The sequence below is a fragment of the Nostoc sp. genome (assembly GCF_041747015.1).
Lineage (GTDB): Bacteria > Cyanobacteriota > Cyanobacteriia > Cyanobacteriales > Nostocaceae > Nostoc.
This window is the reverse complement of the sequence record NZ_JBGTFY010000250.1, coordinates 1-16,097: the sequence shown is the minus strand read 5'-3', so window position 1 is coordinate 16,097 and position 16,097 is coordinate 1. Positions and strand designations below refer to the sequence as shown.

Genomic DNA, 16,097 nt, shown 5'->3' with positions numbered 1-16,097 from the left:
ATTAAGTGTGAAACAACCTAGTTATGTAAAAAAAATAACTAGTCCGACGCGTTAGTGAACTAGTTTTTAAAGAAATCCTCTTCTCATGCCATGAGTATTATTACTCATCCACAAATAGTAAAAACTGCAAAAGTATAGAGTTCTGAATTTTGGCTCCTAAATTCTGTTTTGTTAAACTTAGCTATGAAATATTACAGCCACTAAAGGCAAGAACGCTAACAGAAAGTTATGCCAAGATTGCAGTTGAGCTTCTGGGGTTGGTTCTGGTGGTGCTAATAGGGCTTCGATTCTCTGCTCTAAACGCTCGCCTTTGTTAGATGAACCCAATGCAGCACAGCAAATTTCTGATAACACAGGACTGGTACTAACTACTAATAAAAGTGATTCCGCTAGCACCAGAGGGTCTACCCGTAAGGCTGCATAACCATCAGCACGAAGTTCGCGCAATACTAACAGTTCTTGCCACAAAGGTTCTGTATTTGGCAACCATGCCGTGCAGAAACGCATCCAACCCAGCCAGAAAAACCAGAATGTATCCCTGTAATAGTAATGCCCTTGCTCATGGGCTAAGACGCTTTCTATATGAACAGGTGAGAGAGTTTGCACTAATCCTTGGCTAATCACTAATTCTGGTTGCCAAAAACCAATTTGACCCGCAAACAACGCGCCTGTTTGCAGTAACCTCGCTTGTCTATCCCCAACATTCACTAGAGGGCAGTTACGGGCAGATTCTACAGATTGCCAACCTTGGAAAGCAAGTTTGATGCATGAAATGGCAACAAATGCCAGATAAATTAATGCTAGTAAATAGCTGATTGAGCCTGTGTACATCCCGCCCATTTTGCCTTGGGGACTCATAAACAGCAGAGCGATCGCTGTCATGAATATTAACAGAGGCGGGAAGAGAAACAAAAATAGCGATCGCCGCCACCGCAAACTCCAATTGCCTTGGGGTTCTCTCCAGGAGGATCTTAAGCACCAGGCAATTGTCAAAGCAATCAAAATCATTATAAAATGCATCATTCTTCCTCCCTGGCTTGGCGTGCAGATTGAATGCGTTTAGCGATCGCTGCTATTTGCTCACTAGCTGCTTCATCTAGACTATCAGCGAAGGCTGCAATCACATCAGGATTACCCACTGCCAGAAATCGCTGTAACTGCTCATGAGCTTTGATGATATCTGCTTGTTGCTTGCTTAACAATGGCTGCCAATAAAATGCTCGCTCTTTCTTGTTGCAGGCTAGCCAACCTTTATCAGTGAGGCGACGCAGAACGGTAGTTACAGAAGTATAAGCTAATTCGCGGTTAGGATCAGCCAAAATGCGATCGTGTACATCCTTGACTGTAACTGAACCAAGTTCCCAGATAATATTTAAAATTTCCGCTTCCAACGGGCCTAGCGATAGTTGTTTAGGGCGGTAGTCGGGTAAAGGTGCCATAGCAATTTTGATGGGGAGTGGGGGAATGAGTGAATATCCGTTCCTTGGCGCTGTAACTTTGAAGCTGTAACTTTTTCCCCATTTAGTAAGGTGTGTTCTTGTTTTAGGTTACAAGATAGTCAGCAAGTCTGAAAGTCTAAAGGCATAAAAATGGACTTTTTAAGTATTTATATATTAAATGGGTTACATCTGGCATTTTGATGCAAAAAAATGCTCTGGGAGTAATTGTGACTATAGTTGGTGACACTAACTAGGTAAAATGTTATTTGCGACAGTAGTATTAAAGCAGGTGTATCCAGCGCGTGAAGCTATTTGTATACCATACCCCGGAATTAACTCCCACGGATGAAGCACCCGAATGTGCGATCGCAGTCGATGTTTTGCGAGCCACTAGCACAATAGCGACTGTCTTGGCCGCTGGAGGTGAAGCTGTACAAGTTTTCAGCGATTTAGAGCAACTAATCGAAGTTAGCGAAAAATGGCCTCCCGAAAAACGTCTGCGAGCTGGAGAACGCGGCGGTGCTAAAGTCGCTGGCTTTGAGTTGGGTAACTCTCCCCTTGACTGCACACGAGAATTGGTGGAAGGCCGACGTTTGTTTATCAGCACCACAAATGGGACTCGTGCTTTACAACGAGTACAAGACTCCCCAAATGTCATCGCAGCAGCTTTGATTAACCGAGCAGCAGTAGTGCAATTTCTCAAAGAAAAGCAACCAGAGACAGTGTGGATTGTTGGCTCAGGCTGGGAAGGCAGTTATTCTTTAGAGGATACAGTTTGTGCAGGTGCGATCGCTCATAGTCTGATGCAGCAAACTCAGTTTTCACTCTTAGAATTAGCTGGTAATGATGAAGTAATTAGTGCGATCGCTCTTTTCTCTCAGTGGCAAGATAACTTATTAGGATTACTTCACCTAGCAAGTCATGGCAAACGACTATTACGCCTTGAATGTCAAGAAGATTTAAAGTACTGTTCTCAAACCGATGTCTTAGATGTCTTGCCGATACAACAAGAAAAGGGAGTATTAAAAAGTCAAACAAAATAGGGACTGGAGGATGTAAGTTGCTGGAACGAACTTATTGTCAAAGCTGACATTATCAAGTGCGTCAGAGGTCGCGTTGTCTGATTTTAGCTTCGCAAGGAGTAAAAGCAGAAGAACTGATAATAATTTTTACTCGTTTGTTATGAGATAATTTATAACTGGTTTTCTGGCTGGGAATCAAAGGAAATGAGGGGACTATATAACAAACGAGGAAAAGGCTGCAAAACCACATGAATGATGTTTAAATGCGATCGCTACCTAAACTAATCAAACTGCGAAGATGCCCATTCTGAGAAAATCGTTCTCCGATTAATTGTTGATAAACCGCCTCATAGCCATCAGTCATGTGTTCAACGCTGAACAGGTTTTCGACATACTGACGACAGGCATAACGGTCTAACTGTGTTACTTGGTCAATAGCACTAATGCACTCTTGAATATTATTGCAGAGGAAACCCGTCTTGCCGTGGTCAATTACCTCTTCAGTAGACCCCAATTTCATCGCAATCACTGGCGTACCCGAAGCCATTGACTCAATCATCACCAATCCAAAGGGTTCTCGCCAAGTGATGGGGAATAGAGTTGCTACTGCACCTCCCATCAGAGCATTTTTTTGCACGTGGTTGGCTTCACCCAAATACTCAATTTGCTTCCCGTCAACGTGCGGTTTAATTTCCTTTTCAAAGTATTCCACATCAACGGCATCCACCTTACCTGCCATTTTCAAATGCCAACCAGCAAGTTTTGCAATTTCTATTGCTAAGTGCGCTCCCTTCTCTGGAGACATCCGACCCAAAAACGCCAGGTATGGCGGCTCTTCTGGTTGGGCGTGAAACTCATAACTGCTAACATCAATCCCGTTGTAGACCGTTGCTACAGAATTCAACCCTAACCTTGGTTCTCGTTGTGAATCGGAAATATTGACATAGGGTTGTTTTTTGCCAAAACTAAACATCTTTTCGTTGTCAGGGGTAAAAATACCGTGCAACGTGTGAATCGTAGGGGTTTTGACAAGATTCGCGTAAGCAAGTGCCCCATGTCCGATATGGGAGTGAATAATATCAAACTCTTCTGCGCGTTCATACACCGAAGCTATATTCAGCATCTCGTAAATGCTGTAATCTTTGATAGTAGAATCGAGTCTGAGGGCACGGGGATGAACTGACGTTAGTGTTGCCAGACTAATAGAATCTCCCGATGCAAACAAAGTTACTTCGTGTCCGCGTCGGACTAATTCATCGGTGAGTAACCCAACTACTAACTCGATACCACCATAAGCTGGCGGTGGAACTCTCTCCCACAATGGAGCTATTTGAGCAATTCTCATCATAAACCTCCTAACAAATAAAACTTGAATTAGAAGTTTTTTCTTTCTGCAATTCTAGTGCTTGTAATTTATTCACTCTGGATTCAGAAAGTAACTTCAGATGCTAAACTTATTCACAATTGTCTTCAAATCTTATGCTCTTACTTCTATATTTTTTGTCTATCTTAGTACGGAAATTACCCACTCCTAAAGACGTAAATACATTCTAGTTTATTAATTTTTGTATGGTCTAGTGCAATTTTAAATATAGATTATTTTATAAATAGGAATTTTATAGAATCGTTAAAATCTCAGTTAAATCGTGATAATGGGCGAAAAACCTCTAATATCGCCTGTCAATTATTTTATTTATAAATGTTAATTAAAGAATAAACTGCGTAGTTACTTTTTGGGCGGCTTTCCGTACTCTAAAGATAATCTGTAGCCGCTAAAAGGGTAGATTTTTGTCAAATAGAGTAGTTTGTAAGATTTACGCATTGACAGCGAATACCAAATATAGATGATTTGAAAAACCACATCTGTCGTAAGCGTGTCTATTTACCATCAAAGAATGATTAATACAAGCCTGAAACGTCATACTTAAATACTTTCACAAAATAGCATTCGACTTACTCAAAATGGCATTTGACTTACTCATTTTGGTGTTTTCCGCAAGCAAAATAGCATTCGACTTACTCAAAATAGTATTTGACTTACTCATTTCGGTGTTTTCCGCAAGCAAAATGACCTATGACTTACTCAAAATGACATTTGACTTACTCGAAATGGCATTCGACTTAATCATTTCGGTGTTTTTCGCAACCAAAATGACATTCGACTTACTCTTTGGGTATATCACGCGCTATTGTCTCTCTATACCCTTATAGAAAAGGGCTAGAGACGAGAGTTGAAGAAGAATTCAGAATCAATTAGTCGGCAATTCAGACCCGCACTTCTCTACGAGAGGCTGCGCCAACGACAAAGCTCAGTGACCACCACTCAATTGTTGCACTTATCTAAGTATATTTTAAGTTACTTTTTATAAAGCATTGGACATACATCTTTTTGTTGGCTAGGATGTACAAAATTCAATAGAGAACCAAATAGACACGCGGATTGTAGCGATAAAAGCTGAAAACATTTGTTTTTAGAAAGAATTAGGCTTCCTGTTACTGCTCTTTTATGTGCTGTCTTGGTCTTGATTGTTTTTAATTTTTAATTAATGGGAGTTAGGAGTTTCTATGAATTTTTCTCGTCTTTCAATATTAGTTGGTGCTGTAACTGCTACGGCTTTTAGCATAGCTGCTTTCCCCTCTTCTGCACATGCACTAGACTTCACTTTTACTGGAAATCTGGACAACCGAAACCAAGTACTATTATTTGACTTTAGCATAGCACAAACTCAAAGTGTCACAGTCTTTTCCTCCTCAGTGCGGGAAGGAGGTTTCGACCCAATTCTAGCAGTTTGGGACAGTGCAGGAAACCTGATCATCCAACAAGACGATGGAGGTCAGACAAGTGGTGTATCTAACGGTGTATCATATAACCTTAATCCTCTTGATACCTATTTCACACAAGTTTTAAATGCAGGTAGTTATAAAGCTAGCCTTACAGCTTTTCCCAACTTTGCAAACGGAACTAACCTTAGCCAGGGTTTTCAGTATGACTCCTTAGAAATACAAAACTTTAGTTCACCGTCAGAAGCATTCTGGAGATTCCATATTGTAAACGCAGACGAATCATCTTATACAGTCATTAATTCTGCTGCCGTTCCCTTCGACATCCCAGGAGGTGCGACAATTCCCGCAGTGGGTGGGCTACTAGCTTTGGGCTTGATGAGAAAAGCCAGAAAGAGCCTAGCATCAAATACCCGTTTCTCTAAACCTATCAGCGAGATGGTTAGCTAATACAATAATTCCTCTTATCTCTGTGTTCTCCGTGCCTCTGTGGTTAAAGAAATTACTTTTAAACAGTACAGGCACAGAAAGAAAAAAGAAATTTTATAAGTCACCTTGAAAGGGCTAGAGAAGAGAGTTAAATCATTGACTTATTACATAAAATATGATATTCATTGTTGTTATCAATAAAAATTAAATATAAACGTGAATATCTCTTCATCTCTCAAAAAACCGCGTGTCTCATGGCAGGCGGTTTTCTCACTGCTGATATTTGTATTCATGTACCTGCCCATAGTGGTACTTGCCTTTTATAGCTTCAATCAGTCGCCCTACAGTGCAACTTGGCAAGGATTCACTCTCGATTGGTATGGCAAGTTATTCAATGACGATCGCATCTTATCAGCTTTGCAAAACAGTATGATCGTTGCTGGTTGTGCTGTGGCAATTTCAGCAGTGCTAGGAACCTTAATGGCGGTTGGGTTAGCGCGTTACGAATTTCCTGGTAAGAAATTGTATCGTGGTGTTGCTTACCTACCATTAATTATTCCCGATATTGCGATCGCAGTGGCTACCCTAGTGTGTCTAGCAGCCTTTGCAATACCTTTAAGTTTGTGGACAATAGTTGCAGCCCATGTGGTGTTTTGTCTCGCCTACGTTGGACTTGTAGTTGCTTCACGCCTGACTAATTTAGATCCTCACTTAGAAGAAGCAGCACTAGATTTAGGCGCTACACCAATGCAAGCATTTATCAAAGTATTATTACCTCAATTAATGCCTGGGATTGTCGCTGGTTGTCTCTTGGCTTTTGTCCTCAGCTTAGACGACTTTCTCATTGCCAGTTTTACAGCTGGTAGCGGTTCTAACACCTTGCCAATGGAAATTTTTAGCCGGATTAGAACCGGAGTCAAGCCTGATATTAATGCTCTGAGTGTGATGCTGATTTCAGTATCTGCGATCGTTGCACTTATAGCTGAATTAATTCGTGTTGCTGGAGAGAATAAAAGCTTAAAATAAGATTTGCGATCGGCAATAACAATTATGGATGATTTAGTTATCTGCGAACTTTTTTGGATAGTGAACAACAGCTATATTAAAATGTAGTGTGCATTAAGCTTGCCATAACTTACCAATATCATAGTAATGTTGCCATACCTTTTGCTAACATTACCTCTTAGTATAAATAAGTAAATAAATAGAATTTAACTATGCTTTTGTCCTAGTGCAAAACAGAGTTTTAAGCACATGGAAAAAATTCCGTGTTCGCTTCTCTACATCACTCTTTTCAATTAGATAATATTGGGGCTAACTTTGGAGAAGATGCTATTTCCTCCTCATTATGCAAATCTGCCAAAATCCCAATTGTTCAAATCCATTCAACTCTGATGGCAATAGATTTTGCGTGAGTTGCGGACAAAGCAACTTTGGCAAACTTCTCAGAAACCGTTATCGCGTCTTAAGACTTTTAGGTGAAGGTGGGTTTAGCAGAACTTATGCAACAGAAGACGTAGACAGACTAAATGCCCCTTGCGTCATTAAGCAATTTTTCCCACAATTTCAGGGAACAGGACAACGCACCAAAGCAGCGGAATTTTTTAAAGAAGAAGCTTTTAGGTTGTATGAACTGGGAGAAAATCATACCCAAATTCCCAGATTACTAGCTTATTTTGAACAAGGTACGAGCTTGTATCTCGTACAAGAATTTATTCAGGGAAAAACTCTCTTACAAGAAGTTCAGCAACAAACCTATGGTGAAAAACAAATTTGGAAACTATTAGCTGATTTATTGCCAGTTATTGAATTTATTCATACTCATAACGTCATTCATCGTGATATCAAACCAGAAAATATTATCCGCCGTACAAGTGATGAAAAACCTGTATTAATTGACTTTGGCGGTGCTAAACAGGTAACAAAAACCAGTTTGGGAAGACAAGCTACAGTAATTTATACCCTTGGTTATGCCCCAACTGAACAAATGGCTGGATTTGCCTGTCACGCTAGTGATTTGTATGCTTTGGGTGTAACTTGCGTGCGTCTTTTAACTCAATGTTTGCCTTCACAGGATACTTCTGGACAAATTAATGACCCTATTTATGATGCCATGAATGCTAAGTGGTTGTGGCGCGAACGGTTAGAGGAAAAAGGTATTGCTATCAGCGACGATTTAGGTAAAATTTTAGATAAATTACTAAAACATCTACCCAGTGAAAGGTATCAAACAGCAATAGAAGTTATCAACGATTTGAAGTTTATAACATCGAACATTGAACCTGTTGCTCTAAAAATTGTTTCGATGTCTCAACCTAGATTACCGCCGCTACCACAAAAAGTAATAGTATCATTACTCTCCTTAGAAATTTTTGAATTTGACGTAGTGACAGTAGACACAGGTGGTAGAGAAGTGAACCGCATAACCTGTAATGCAAACTTCTTTGCCGAAGAATTGGGTAAGTCTGTCACATTAGAAATGGTATCGATTCCTGGTGGTACATATATGATGGGTTCACAAGAGTTTGAAGGAGATGATGACGAACGTCCTCGACATCAAGTTACCGTTGAACCATTTTTTATGGGAAAATTTCCTGTAACTCAAGCACAGTGGAGAGTAGTAGCAGCTTTACCCAAAGTCAAACAAATCTTAAATCCCAATCCATCAAAATTTAAAGGTCTAGATAGACCAGTGGAAAATGTATCTTGGTATGAGGCTGTAGAATTCTGTCTCAGGCTATCAGAAAAAACTGGACGCGACTATCGTTTACCGAGTGAAGCTGAATGGGAATATGCTTGTCGTGCTGGAACTACAACATTCTTCCACTTTGGCGAAACAATTACCTCTGAGTTAGTCAGTTGCGATGTTGAACCAAAGAACAAATTTCGTAAAGAAACAACAAACGTCGGCAGTTTTGAAGTCGCTAACGCTTTTGGATTGTACGATATGCACGGGCTAGTTTGGGAATGGTGTGCTGATTCGTGGCACAACAATTATAACGACGCGCCTTTAGATGGAACAGCTTGGCAAGTTGGCGGTGATATACATCGCCGGGTTCTACGCGGTGGTTCTTGGAGTTTCGGTGCAGAACTTTGTCGCAGCGCCAGTCGTAGCTGGAATGAGTCAGACGGTGGACTGAGAATTTGTGGTTTTAGAGTAGTATTTTCCGTAGAAGAGATTATTTAGCAATTTTATATTGAAGTTGTATAAATTATGAACGATAAAATTGAGAAAGGTGACATAGTATTTATAAATAAAAGTGGAAAATCTCACAAGGAAGTGGGTGAAGTAAGTGAGGTAGATTACAATATTTTCTTGGTTAAAATAGTCATAGTAAAGTTAGGTAATCAAGAAGAAAGATTTGAAGAAAAAGATTTACAATTACAAGCTAAAAAGCCGAGCTTGGAAGAAGCAATTGCATCAATAGACAAAATTTTAGAACAAATTGATAATATTACCAACTTGCAGACAAAGGATAAAGTAGAGTTACCTAACCGTCTAAAATATCTTAAATTAGATATTCCTAAACTAGATAAACAGTTGATTCAAAAAAACTTCGACTGCATATATAAAACCTTTGAAACAATAAAAGAAGCAGACGAATCAGCAAGTTTTTGGGATGAAATAAGTACTAATTTGGAGAAAATAAGCTGGTGGATTAGAACAAGTCTATGAATTATGTTCACGAGCAAGTTTCAGAAAATTCACCGCATCTACACGAGTGACAGATGGGAAATTGTCCAAAAAATCTTCTAGAGAAAATCCGTCATCTAAATACTCAAGAAGCGATTGGGCTGGGACTCTCGTATTTCGGAATACTAAAGTCCCGCCCATGACTTCTGGATCTGAATGTACAGGACTTTGGAATAAAGTAATCATAATCTTTGTTTTTGCTATTTTTTCGTCCAGTATATCGCCTCTAAATTCTTTGCTGGTCAGTAACAAAATAAAAAGCGTTGTATTTGTAGCACAACGCTTTATTAGACTTAATTGTTTGGTTTAACCTTGCAATTGATTAATTCGCTTTCGCACTTCAGATGTCAACTGATTAAACCAATCTCAAATCAGGATAATTTGCTAATACATCATCAGATGTGAGGGTATCACCTTCAGCTTGCGGAGTCCAAAGAACTTCAATTGCCAGAAGTTTTTCACTGGGGAGGCTACCAATTTGCCGCAAAGCTTGACGCAATTCATCAACACTGTTAATAGCTGTTGGGATTTGAAACTTACCTAATGTCGCCGCCAACAAGGTGACGATAATGTATTCACCAGCACCTTCGGTAATTAGACGGGTGGGGTTGTCGAGTTCACCAGCCGGGGGTAAAGCATCTTTGGCAAGGGCTGCTTTTAACTGATTATTGACGTTAGAAAGAGTTTCTTCGCTAAATTTGCTGCGTTCTGCTAATGACAGGCGATTAAACTGACTTTCAGCTGAATTTAAACTAGCTTGTTGAGTGCCACCACCTGCATATACAAAGTATTCTGGATGGCGCAGTAAAGCTAGGCTGGCTTCTTGCAGAATTTCTGCTCTCCCCTCTGGGGTGTTAGTATCAGCAGTTTCAGCAATGTGGTTGAGTTCATTTTGCAATTCACGGGCTTGAGCTAACAAACCTACTTGCAAACGAGTTACAGAAACAGGAGAGTTACTGCTGTAATCTGCTTCTCCAGTTTCACCGCTAGAGACGCGGCGGAAAGTTTGTAATAGAAAGTTAGCGATCGCTAAGAAGATTAAGATGGAAAATATACCACCAAATCCTCCCCCAATTCCCCAGAAAGGAATTAGGAAGGGAAAGCCAAAACCGCCACCACCAAAGCCACCACCAGGATAGTATCCGCCCCCGCCACGAGGTGCATAGGTACGGCTGCTGGAAGGCGCTCTAAAGGAGCCACCACCGATTCTACCTCCACTACGGGCAGCTAATGCTCCATCGGCGTGACCAAAAGCCAAAGCTAACACTAGGCTTAGAGCTAAGAAGGTTTTTAACAGCGGTTTGATGGTTTGTTGTAGTTTTTTACGCATAATACAATTGCTTGACAAACAGGATTATTTATGATTTCTTCTTGATGCTTGTAGGAGTGTTGCGGTATGTCGCTAACGCCAGACTCTAACAAGCAAGTTTGTAGCATTCAGTTTTAGAGGCTACATATTTAATTTACCGCGTCTTATCTTGGGTAGGTAGCGATCGCAGGAGGGATTTCTCCACTGGGGAACCGTACCTTAAGATATGTTTATCATCACATGAATTTGCGTTCAAGCAATTGTTGCTATGTTTTGGACTAGCACTTTCAGGCTAGAGTTCTGAATTATACAGACGATTCAGGATATTATACTAAAAGTAGCTAGATTTAGTAATTTTTGCAACAGTTCACTGAGTAATTTAAGTACAAGTGCCAGCTTTTATTTATTGTTCATCATGCACAGAAATTTTCAATTAGTGAGAAATTGGCAGCAAAAATAAAATCAACACAATAAAAAAACAATCTTCATGGCTAATCTTCTAAAATCGGCTTCAAATTTGTCTACCACATTCCTTTTAAAAGAAATAAAATAGTAATTGGGACTTTGAAAGTAACCTTAATTGTAAATAAATTAAAAATTATTTGAAATATAGTCGTCAACTTTATTATGGAACATATTTCTCAACTAACAGCTGAAATCAGAGACGAAACTGCATATCCAGATATCCTAGTCATATCCCGGATCTTCCTGCCGAAAGAAGCTGTAATTGGAGAATATATTTACAATCGCTGTCTCCAAGATCCAGAAAGAGTTATTGTACTAACGGCTAGTTGCTCAGGAGATAAAGTATTTGATCAAGGTCAACAGTTTCCCATATATCGCTGGTCTTATCCTAAATACTGGCATAGTGGCTTTCTCGGAAGTATCTTAAAGCCTTTGGTCAATATTGTTTGCTCATTTGTCTTAGCAATCAAACTTTATTTTCGCTATCACTACCGTTATATAGAGTGGGGTCACGGCTATGACTTTCCTTCGCTGTTATTATTGAGCTATTTCTTACCTATTCGCTTTTTCATCTATCTGCACGGCAATGATCTTCTTTGTACTTTACACAATCCCGTGCTGCGATCGCTATTCAAACTAACACTCAAACGAGCCGAAGGTATTGTATGTAACAGTTCTTATACACAAGACTATCTCAGAACTGCTCTGCGATTAGATACTCCTACCCACGTCATTAACCCAGTAATCAGACCAGAAAAATTTGGCAATGTAGCAAGTCCCAATAACCTTGATGATTTGCGTGTCCGCGTGCGTCAAACATACAACATTCCCGAAACAGCAATAGTTATTCTCTCCATAGGAAGGCTAGTAAAACATCAAGGTTTTGACCTAGTTATTGATAATATCCCACTATTGATGACTTTTGGGGTCGATGTCCACTATATACTTTGCGGTCAAGGATCAAGTGAATCGGAACTGAAATCTCTGGCGCATCGTTTGCGGGTAGATAAGCGCGTCCACTTTGCTGGTTATGTACCAGAGCGCGAATTAGCCGGTTATTATGCAGCTTGCGATATATTTGCCATGCTGACTTTATTGGATACTAAACCTAATAGTATGGAAGGTTTTGGTATGGTTTATTTAGAAGCAAGTTACTTCGGTAAACCTGTAATTGCCCCTCGGTTAGGTGGTGTTTTAGACACAGTTCAGCACGAGGAAAACGGCATATTAGTTAATCCCAATTCTGGTTATGAAGTTTTCCAAGCTTTCAATCGATTGTGTAAAGACCAGCAACTACGCGAACAACTCGGTCGCAAAGGTAAAGAATTAGCCAAGCGTAGAACCCTTCACCGAGCGCTGTACAAATCAGAGGCAATAAACGCGATTTTGTGAGATGAATGCAGATCAAGCGATCGCTAAAACCGGTGTAGAATCTCGCTTGTAATTCCATTAAATATACAATGAAAAATATCTTGTTTCGCCTAGAACAATCCCTTCAGCGTTACGCAAAGCGCCGAATGCAATCACTTGTCTTTACAGTTATTGGATGTCTGGCTGTATTGAGTGTGATTACCTTTGGGACAATGTATGTTCTCGCTCAACCTGCTTCAACCCCATCTGAACGTCCAGCAATGCTCACTGTTAAAGCGCCAAATTTGGAGCGACACTTTCAAGAATTCGGGCGTGAAGGCTCTATCTTGATTTATGACTCAAAAAATAACCGCATCTATGAACACAATACTCAACGTAATGCAACTGCGATTGCTCCAGCTTCGACATTCAAAATTTTTAACTCGCTAGTGGCGATAGAAACAGGTGTAGTTGCTGATGATGTGGCGGTTCTCACTTGGGATGGAATTCACCGAGAAATTGATGCTTGGAATCATGACACGAATTTGCGTCAAGCCTTTAAGGATTCAACTGTTTGGTTCTATCAAGTATTGGCACGTAAAATTGGATCTGAAAGGATGCAGCAATTTATTAACAAAGTAGGTTACGGGAACCGTCAGATTGGCATAGCCGCAGACATTGATCGTTTTTGGCTACAAAAGCCATTGCAAATTACACCCAAAGAGCAAATTAAGTTTTTGCAACGGTTATATCAAGGCGATTTGCCTTTCTCCCAACGGACAATAAATCTTGTCAAAGACATTATGGTACGTGAACAAACTCCAGACTACACACTGCGGGGAAAAACGGGATGGTTAACGAGTAGCAAGCCAAAGGTTGGTTGGTTTGTGGGTTATTTAGAGCAAAACAAAAACGTCTACTTTTTCGCCACAACCCTTGATATGGATAAAGCAGAAGATGCACCCACTCGGATCGAAATTACACGACGCAGCCTGAAGGATTTGGGCTTGCTAGCTCAAATCAACTAACCACCACCAACGATGGTTACTACTTCTAAGCGATCGCTTGACTGCACTTTTGTTTGCGTCCAAAACTGGCGATGTAAAATTTCGCCATTATATTCTACAGCCACCAAGCGGGGATTAAAACCCAACTCTTGGAGCAAATCGGGTAAAGAAGTTTGAAATAAGCAGCGATGGGTTTCCCCATTTACCTGAATGGTAATCTCATTAGACATAAATGTAGGGAATGGGGAATTGGGAATTGGGAATTGGTTACACAAATGACTAATGACTCTTTAAAGCTCTGGTTTAATGCGATTAAGCTGGGAGAGCAAATACTGTGTGACGAGGGTAGGCTGTTCGGCTTGGATGAGCGATCGCACCACCGCTACACGTTCAGCTCCGGCATCGATCACATCATTGATATTATTTGCATCTATTCCCCCAATCGCAAACCAGGGAATTGGGCAATTTTTGGCAGCATAGCTGACATATTCTAAACCTGTTGCTGCCTTACCTACTTTTGTGGGAGTTTCATAAACTGGCCCTACCCCAATGTAATCTACACCTTCAGCAATTGCTCCTTGCATTTCTTCTTTATTTGTGGTAGAAAGACCTATCAAACGCTGCGAACCGAGTAATTGCCGAGCAACAGCAATGGGCATATCATTTTGTCCTAGATGCACTCCATCTGCATCGACTGCCAAAGCTAGATCCACGCGATCGTTAACCATGAACAAAGCACCGTAGATGTGACATAACTGCCGAAGTTTTCTAGCTTGTTCCAGACGCAAAGAATCATCAGCGGTTTTGTCGCGGTATTGTAAGAGCGTTAATCCACCTTTGAGTGCAGCTTCCACAGTGTTTAACAAAGTTTCACTAGGGGAAGTAACAAGATACAAATGCGATCGCCACAACAATTGATGGCGCTGATAACCCATTAAACTAGTTTCTAGGGTATAAACCTGATAGCGCATCTGCTTACAAGCTTTAGCCATATTAGGCTGGTAAAGCTTGCTGTATTCTTCCAACACCCGCAATGCTTCTTCTATGCGGCAAAAGTTAGCTTGCAACACCGATTTGATACTAGCTCGTTGTTCTTCCTGAGGATGGGTTAATTCAGTCCCAGGATCACCTGGTGTATCTCGCGCCGATCGCAAATCCGAGGTATGCCACTTAGCTACCTCTTGGCGTAGACGCTTGCATTCAAGAGTCAACTGGGCATTATTCAACCCAAAGCGACACCATTCCTCAATGATTCGCAAGCCCTCACGAGCGCGATCTAAATTAGCATCTAAAATACGGTAAACAACTTGCTGTATTTGCTCTTTTTGGCTGTATGGCTCGACCATTACAACAACCCCGTTAGTGCTTTCATCGAAATGTGACTTATCATATATCCTAGTAACCATAAGTTAATTAATTTGCTTTTTTTTACTAGATTTTTACTGGATATCTACGCGATACAACGTAGTAGTAAGAGTTACGGTAAATTATCCCATGTTTCTATAGGCAGTGATCAGGGTAGTTTGAGGCTACAGTTTAGCACTGAGGTTAGTCTATTATTTTACAGTAAACGACAAACTTACAAAGAGATGGGAAGAGCGAATATACCAAAAATTCGACAGTGGACAGAAGGAATAGCACGGCAAATACAAGCTAATCTTGACTACTTAAATGGAGGATTGTTTGATCCTCGCCTAGTTAAGTATTTTGATATCAAGCAATTAGCTACAATCATTCCAATGCCTACCAGGGCTATTTCATTCTAGGCATAAACCGCCCAGAACTAAAGTTCCTTTTCTTATAGCTAAAGTCCGTTAAAACGGACTATAACCTTTTTTCAGTCGTCTTTAGACGACTTTCGCTATTAGACTCAGAATTCATTTTGAGGCGGGCTAGATGAGAATGAAATAGCCCTGAATGCCTACAGCTAAACCACTGCTTAAGTTAGGGAAATTATAGGATTAGTTTGTAGACTGGAAAATACGAACAAAGCAAATCCAAAAAACAACTTATAAGAAAATCTTTGTCAGATATAAAAGATTGACTAAAGATTTTTTATAAAAAAAACTAACAGATATTTTAGCTAATATAATAATTCATAAAGCTGGGAAAAATCAAAAAACAAACATCAAAATAAAAAGTTTTTTTTAATGATTAAATAGAGGGACTAAAAGAGCAATAATTAAAAACCAATTAACAGAAGATTATTTTCAATTTATTGTAAAAACTTAGATGATCCCGTTCCTATGCAGAGCATGAAAACGAGATTATGTCACTTTGACAGGGCTAACCCTGTTCCCTACCTCTTGGTAGTCCCTAATCTTTTCTTTTATTACTACGTATTAAAAATCGTCAATCGGTCAATATGTGGGTAATATTATCATCATAATACTCTCTAAGAGGGTGTTTTAAAAGTTTTAGGAGGTCAAAAATTAAGACAGTCGCCTTACCATAATACGTATCATGGCAAGGTAGATAAAAGTCTCAGATGTTTCGGGCAATAACTCATAATCTCTGACTAATCGCCGACAGCCCATCAACCAACCGTAAGTGCGCTCCACTACCCAACGTTTTTTGAGTAAGACAAAGCCCTTGGTTTGT

15 protein-coding genes are annotated in these 16,097 nt (G+C 40.1%); 7 read left to right on the top strand and 8 right to left on the bottom strand.

All coding sequences use genetic code 11. The features are described from left to right. Window positions 1-177 precede the first annotated feature (177 nt). Entirely contained in the window at window positions 178-1,020 is an 843-nt protein-coding gene (locus tag ACEW80_RS20775; RefSeq protein WP_373528410.1) for a M56 family metallopeptidase, read from the bottom strand. Next, window positions 1,020-1,439: a BlaI/MecI/CopY family transcriptional regulator gene (locus ACEW80_RS20770; RefSeq protein ID WP_373528407.1), complete on the bottom strand. Its 420-nt coding sequence runs from the start codon at window positions 1,437-1,439 to the stop codon at window positions 1,020-1,022. The genes ACEW80_RS20775 and ACEW80_RS20770 overlap by 1 nt, the downstream gene beginning before the upstream one ends. A 302-nt stretch (window positions 1,440-1,741) precedes the next feature. On the opposite strand from ACEW80_RS20770, the gene ACEW80_RS20765 reads away from it, so the two are divergent. Beyond that, a complete protein-coding gene (locus ACEW80_RS20765; protein WP_373528406.1) occupies window positions 1,742-2,482 on the top strand; it encodes a 2-phosphosulfolactate phosphatase family protein in 741 nt (246 codons plus the stop codon). A gap of 238 nt (window positions 2,483-2,720) precedes the next feature. Here the strand turns inward: ACEW80_RS20765 and ACEW80_RS20760 are convergent, their stop codons facing one another. Further along, a complete protein-coding gene (locus tag ACEW80_RS20760; RefSeq protein ID WP_373528409.1) occupies window positions 2,721-3,806 on the bottom strand; it encodes a glycosyltransferase family 4 protein in 1,086 nt (361 codons plus the stop codon). Window positions 3,807-5,026: 1,220 nt separating this feature from the next. Between ACEW80_RS20760 and ACEW80_RS20755 the strand changes: the two genes are divergently transcribed. From ACEW80_RS20755 to ACEW80_RS20740, 4 genes are all read left to right on the top strand, one after another. Then, the gene (locus ACEW80_RS20755) at window positions 5,027-5,692 is read left to right on the top strand and encodes a DVUA0089 family protein (protein ID WP_373528405.1); all 666 of its coding nucleotides are present in this window, start codon (window positions 5,027-5,029) and stop codon (window positions 5,690-5,692) included. A gap of 195 nt (window positions 5,693-5,887) precedes the next feature. Next, the gene (locus ACEW80_RS20750) at window positions 5,888-6,697 is read left to right on the top strand and encodes an ABC transporter permease (RefSeq protein ID WP_373528404.1); all 810 of its coding nucleotides are present in this window, start codon (window positions 5,888-5,890) and stop codon (window positions 6,695-6,697) included. A gap of 322 nt (window positions 6,698-7,019) precedes the next feature. Further along, entirely contained in the window at window positions 7,020-8,858 is a 1,839-nt protein-coding gene (locus tag ACEW80_RS20745; RefSeq protein WP_373528403.1) for an SUMF1/EgtB/PvdO family nonheme iron enzyme, read from the top strand. Window positions 8,859-8,885: 27 nt separating this feature from the next. Next, a complete protein-coding gene (locus tag ACEW80_RS20740) occupies window positions 8,886-9,347 on the top strand; it encodes a hypothetical protein (protein WP_373528402.1) in 462 nt (153 codons plus the stop codon). Here the strand turns inward: ACEW80_RS20740 and ACEW80_RS20735 are convergent. Both ACEW80_RS20735 and ACEW80_RS20730 read right to left on the bottom strand, forming a co-directional pair. Further along, window positions 9,342-9,551 carry a DUF433 domain-containing protein gene (locus ACEW80_RS20735; protein ID WP_373528401.1) on the bottom strand — a complete coding sequence of 70 codons (210 nt, stop codon included), beginning with the start codon at window positions 9,549-9,551 and terminating at the stop codon, window positions 9,342-9,344. The genes ACEW80_RS20740 and ACEW80_RS20735 overlap by 6 nt on opposite strands. 169 nt (window positions 9,552-9,720) lie before the next feature. Continuing rightward, window positions 9,721-10,695: a DUF1517 domain-containing protein gene (locus tag ACEW80_RS20730; protein ID WP_373528400.1), complete on the bottom strand. Its 975-nt coding sequence runs from the start codon at window positions 10,693-10,695 to the stop codon at window positions 9,721-9,723. A gap of 606 nt (window positions 10,696-11,301) precedes the next feature. Between ACEW80_RS20730 and ACEW80_RS20725 the strand changes: the two genes are divergently transcribed. After that, window positions 11,302-12,531, top strand: a complete 1,230-nt coding sequence (locus tag ACEW80_RS20725) for a glycosyltransferase family 4 protein (protein WP_373528399.1) — start codon at window positions 11,302-11,304, stop codon at window positions 12,529-12,531. Between the two features lie 125 nt (window positions 12,532-12,656). Beyond that, complete coding sequence (gene blaOXA, locus ACEW80_RS20720) at window positions 12,657-13,517, top strand: class D beta-lactamase (protein ID WP_373528398.1); 861 nt, start codon at window positions 12,657-12,659, stop codon at window positions 13,515-13,517. On the opposite strand, the gene thiS is transcribed toward blaOXA, so the two are convergent. The 3 genes from thiS to ACEW80_RS20705 form a co-directional block, all read right to left on the bottom strand. After that, window positions 13,514-13,726 carry a sulfur carrier protein ThiS gene (gene thiS, locus ACEW80_RS20715; protein WP_373528397.1) on the bottom strand — a complete coding sequence of 71 codons (213 nt, stop codon included), beginning with the start codon at window positions 13,724-13,726 and terminating at the stop codon, window positions 13,514-13,516. The two genes, blaOXA and thiS, sit on opposite strands and share 4 nt — an antisense overlap. 60 nt (window positions 13,727-13,786) lie before the next feature. Then, window positions 13,787-14,842 carry a thiamine phosphate synthase gene (locus ACEW80_RS20710; protein WP_373528396.1) on the bottom strand — a complete coding sequence of 352 codons (1,056 nt, stop codon included), beginning with the start codon at window positions 14,840-14,842 and terminating at the stop codon, window positions 13,787-13,789. Between the two features lie 1,086 nt (window positions 14,843-15,928). Continuing rightward, window positions 15,929-16,097, bottom strand: a 169-nt coding sequence (locus tag ACEW80_RS20705) for a transposase (RefSeq protein WP_373528408.1), incomplete at its 5' end; no start/stop codon positions are given.

Bases quoted from the DNA above. Each gene is read 5' to 3' on its own strand.
- ACEW80_RS20775 (WP_373528410.1), bottom strand. From the start codon at position 1,020: ATGCATTTTATAATGATTTTGATTGCTTTGACAATTGCCTGGTGCTTA.
- ACEW80_RS20770 (WP_373528407.1), bottom strand. From the start codon at position 1,439: ATGGCACCTTTACCCGACTACCGCCCTAAACAACTATCGCTAGGCCCG.
- ACEW80_RS20760 (WP_373528409.1), bottom strand. From the start codon at position 3,806: ATGAGAATTGCTCAAATAGCTCCATTGTGGGAGAGAGTTCCACCGCCA.
- ACEW80_RS20755 (WP_373528405.1), top strand. From the start codon at position 5,027: ATGAATTTTTCTCGTCTTTCAATATTAGTTGGTGCTGTAACTGCTACG.
- ACEW80_RS20745 (WP_373528403.1), top strand. From the start codon at position 7,020: ATGCAAATCTGCCAAAATCCCAATTGTTCAAATCCATTCAACTCTGAT.
- ACEW80_RS20740 (WP_373528402.1), top strand. From the start codon at position 8,886: ATGAACGATAAAATTGAGAAAGGTGACATAGTATTTATAAATAAAAGT.
- ACEW80_RS20735 (WP_373528401.1), bottom strand. From the start codon at position 9,551: ATGATTACTTTATTCCAAAGTCCTGTACATTCAGATCCAGAAGTCATG.
- ACEW80_RS20730 (WP_373528400.1), bottom strand. From the start codon at position 10,695: ATGCGTAAAAAACTACAACAAACCATCAAACCGCTGTTAAAAACCTTC.
- ACEW80_RS20725 (WP_373528399.1), top strand. From the start codon at position 11,302: ATGGAACATATTTCTCAACTAACAGCTGAAATCAGAGACGAAACTGCA.
- blaOXA (WP_373528398.1), top strand. From the start codon at position 12,657: ATGCAATCACTTGTCTTTACAGTTATTGGATGTCTGGCTGTATTGAGT.
- thiS (WP_373528397.1), bottom strand. From the start codon at position 13,726: ATGTCTAATGAGATTACCATTCAGGTAAATGGGGAAACCCATCGCTGC.
- ACEW80_RS20710 (WP_373528396.1), bottom strand. From the start codon at position 14,842: ATGGTCGAGCCATACAGCCAAAAAGAGCAAATACAGCAAGTTGTTTAC.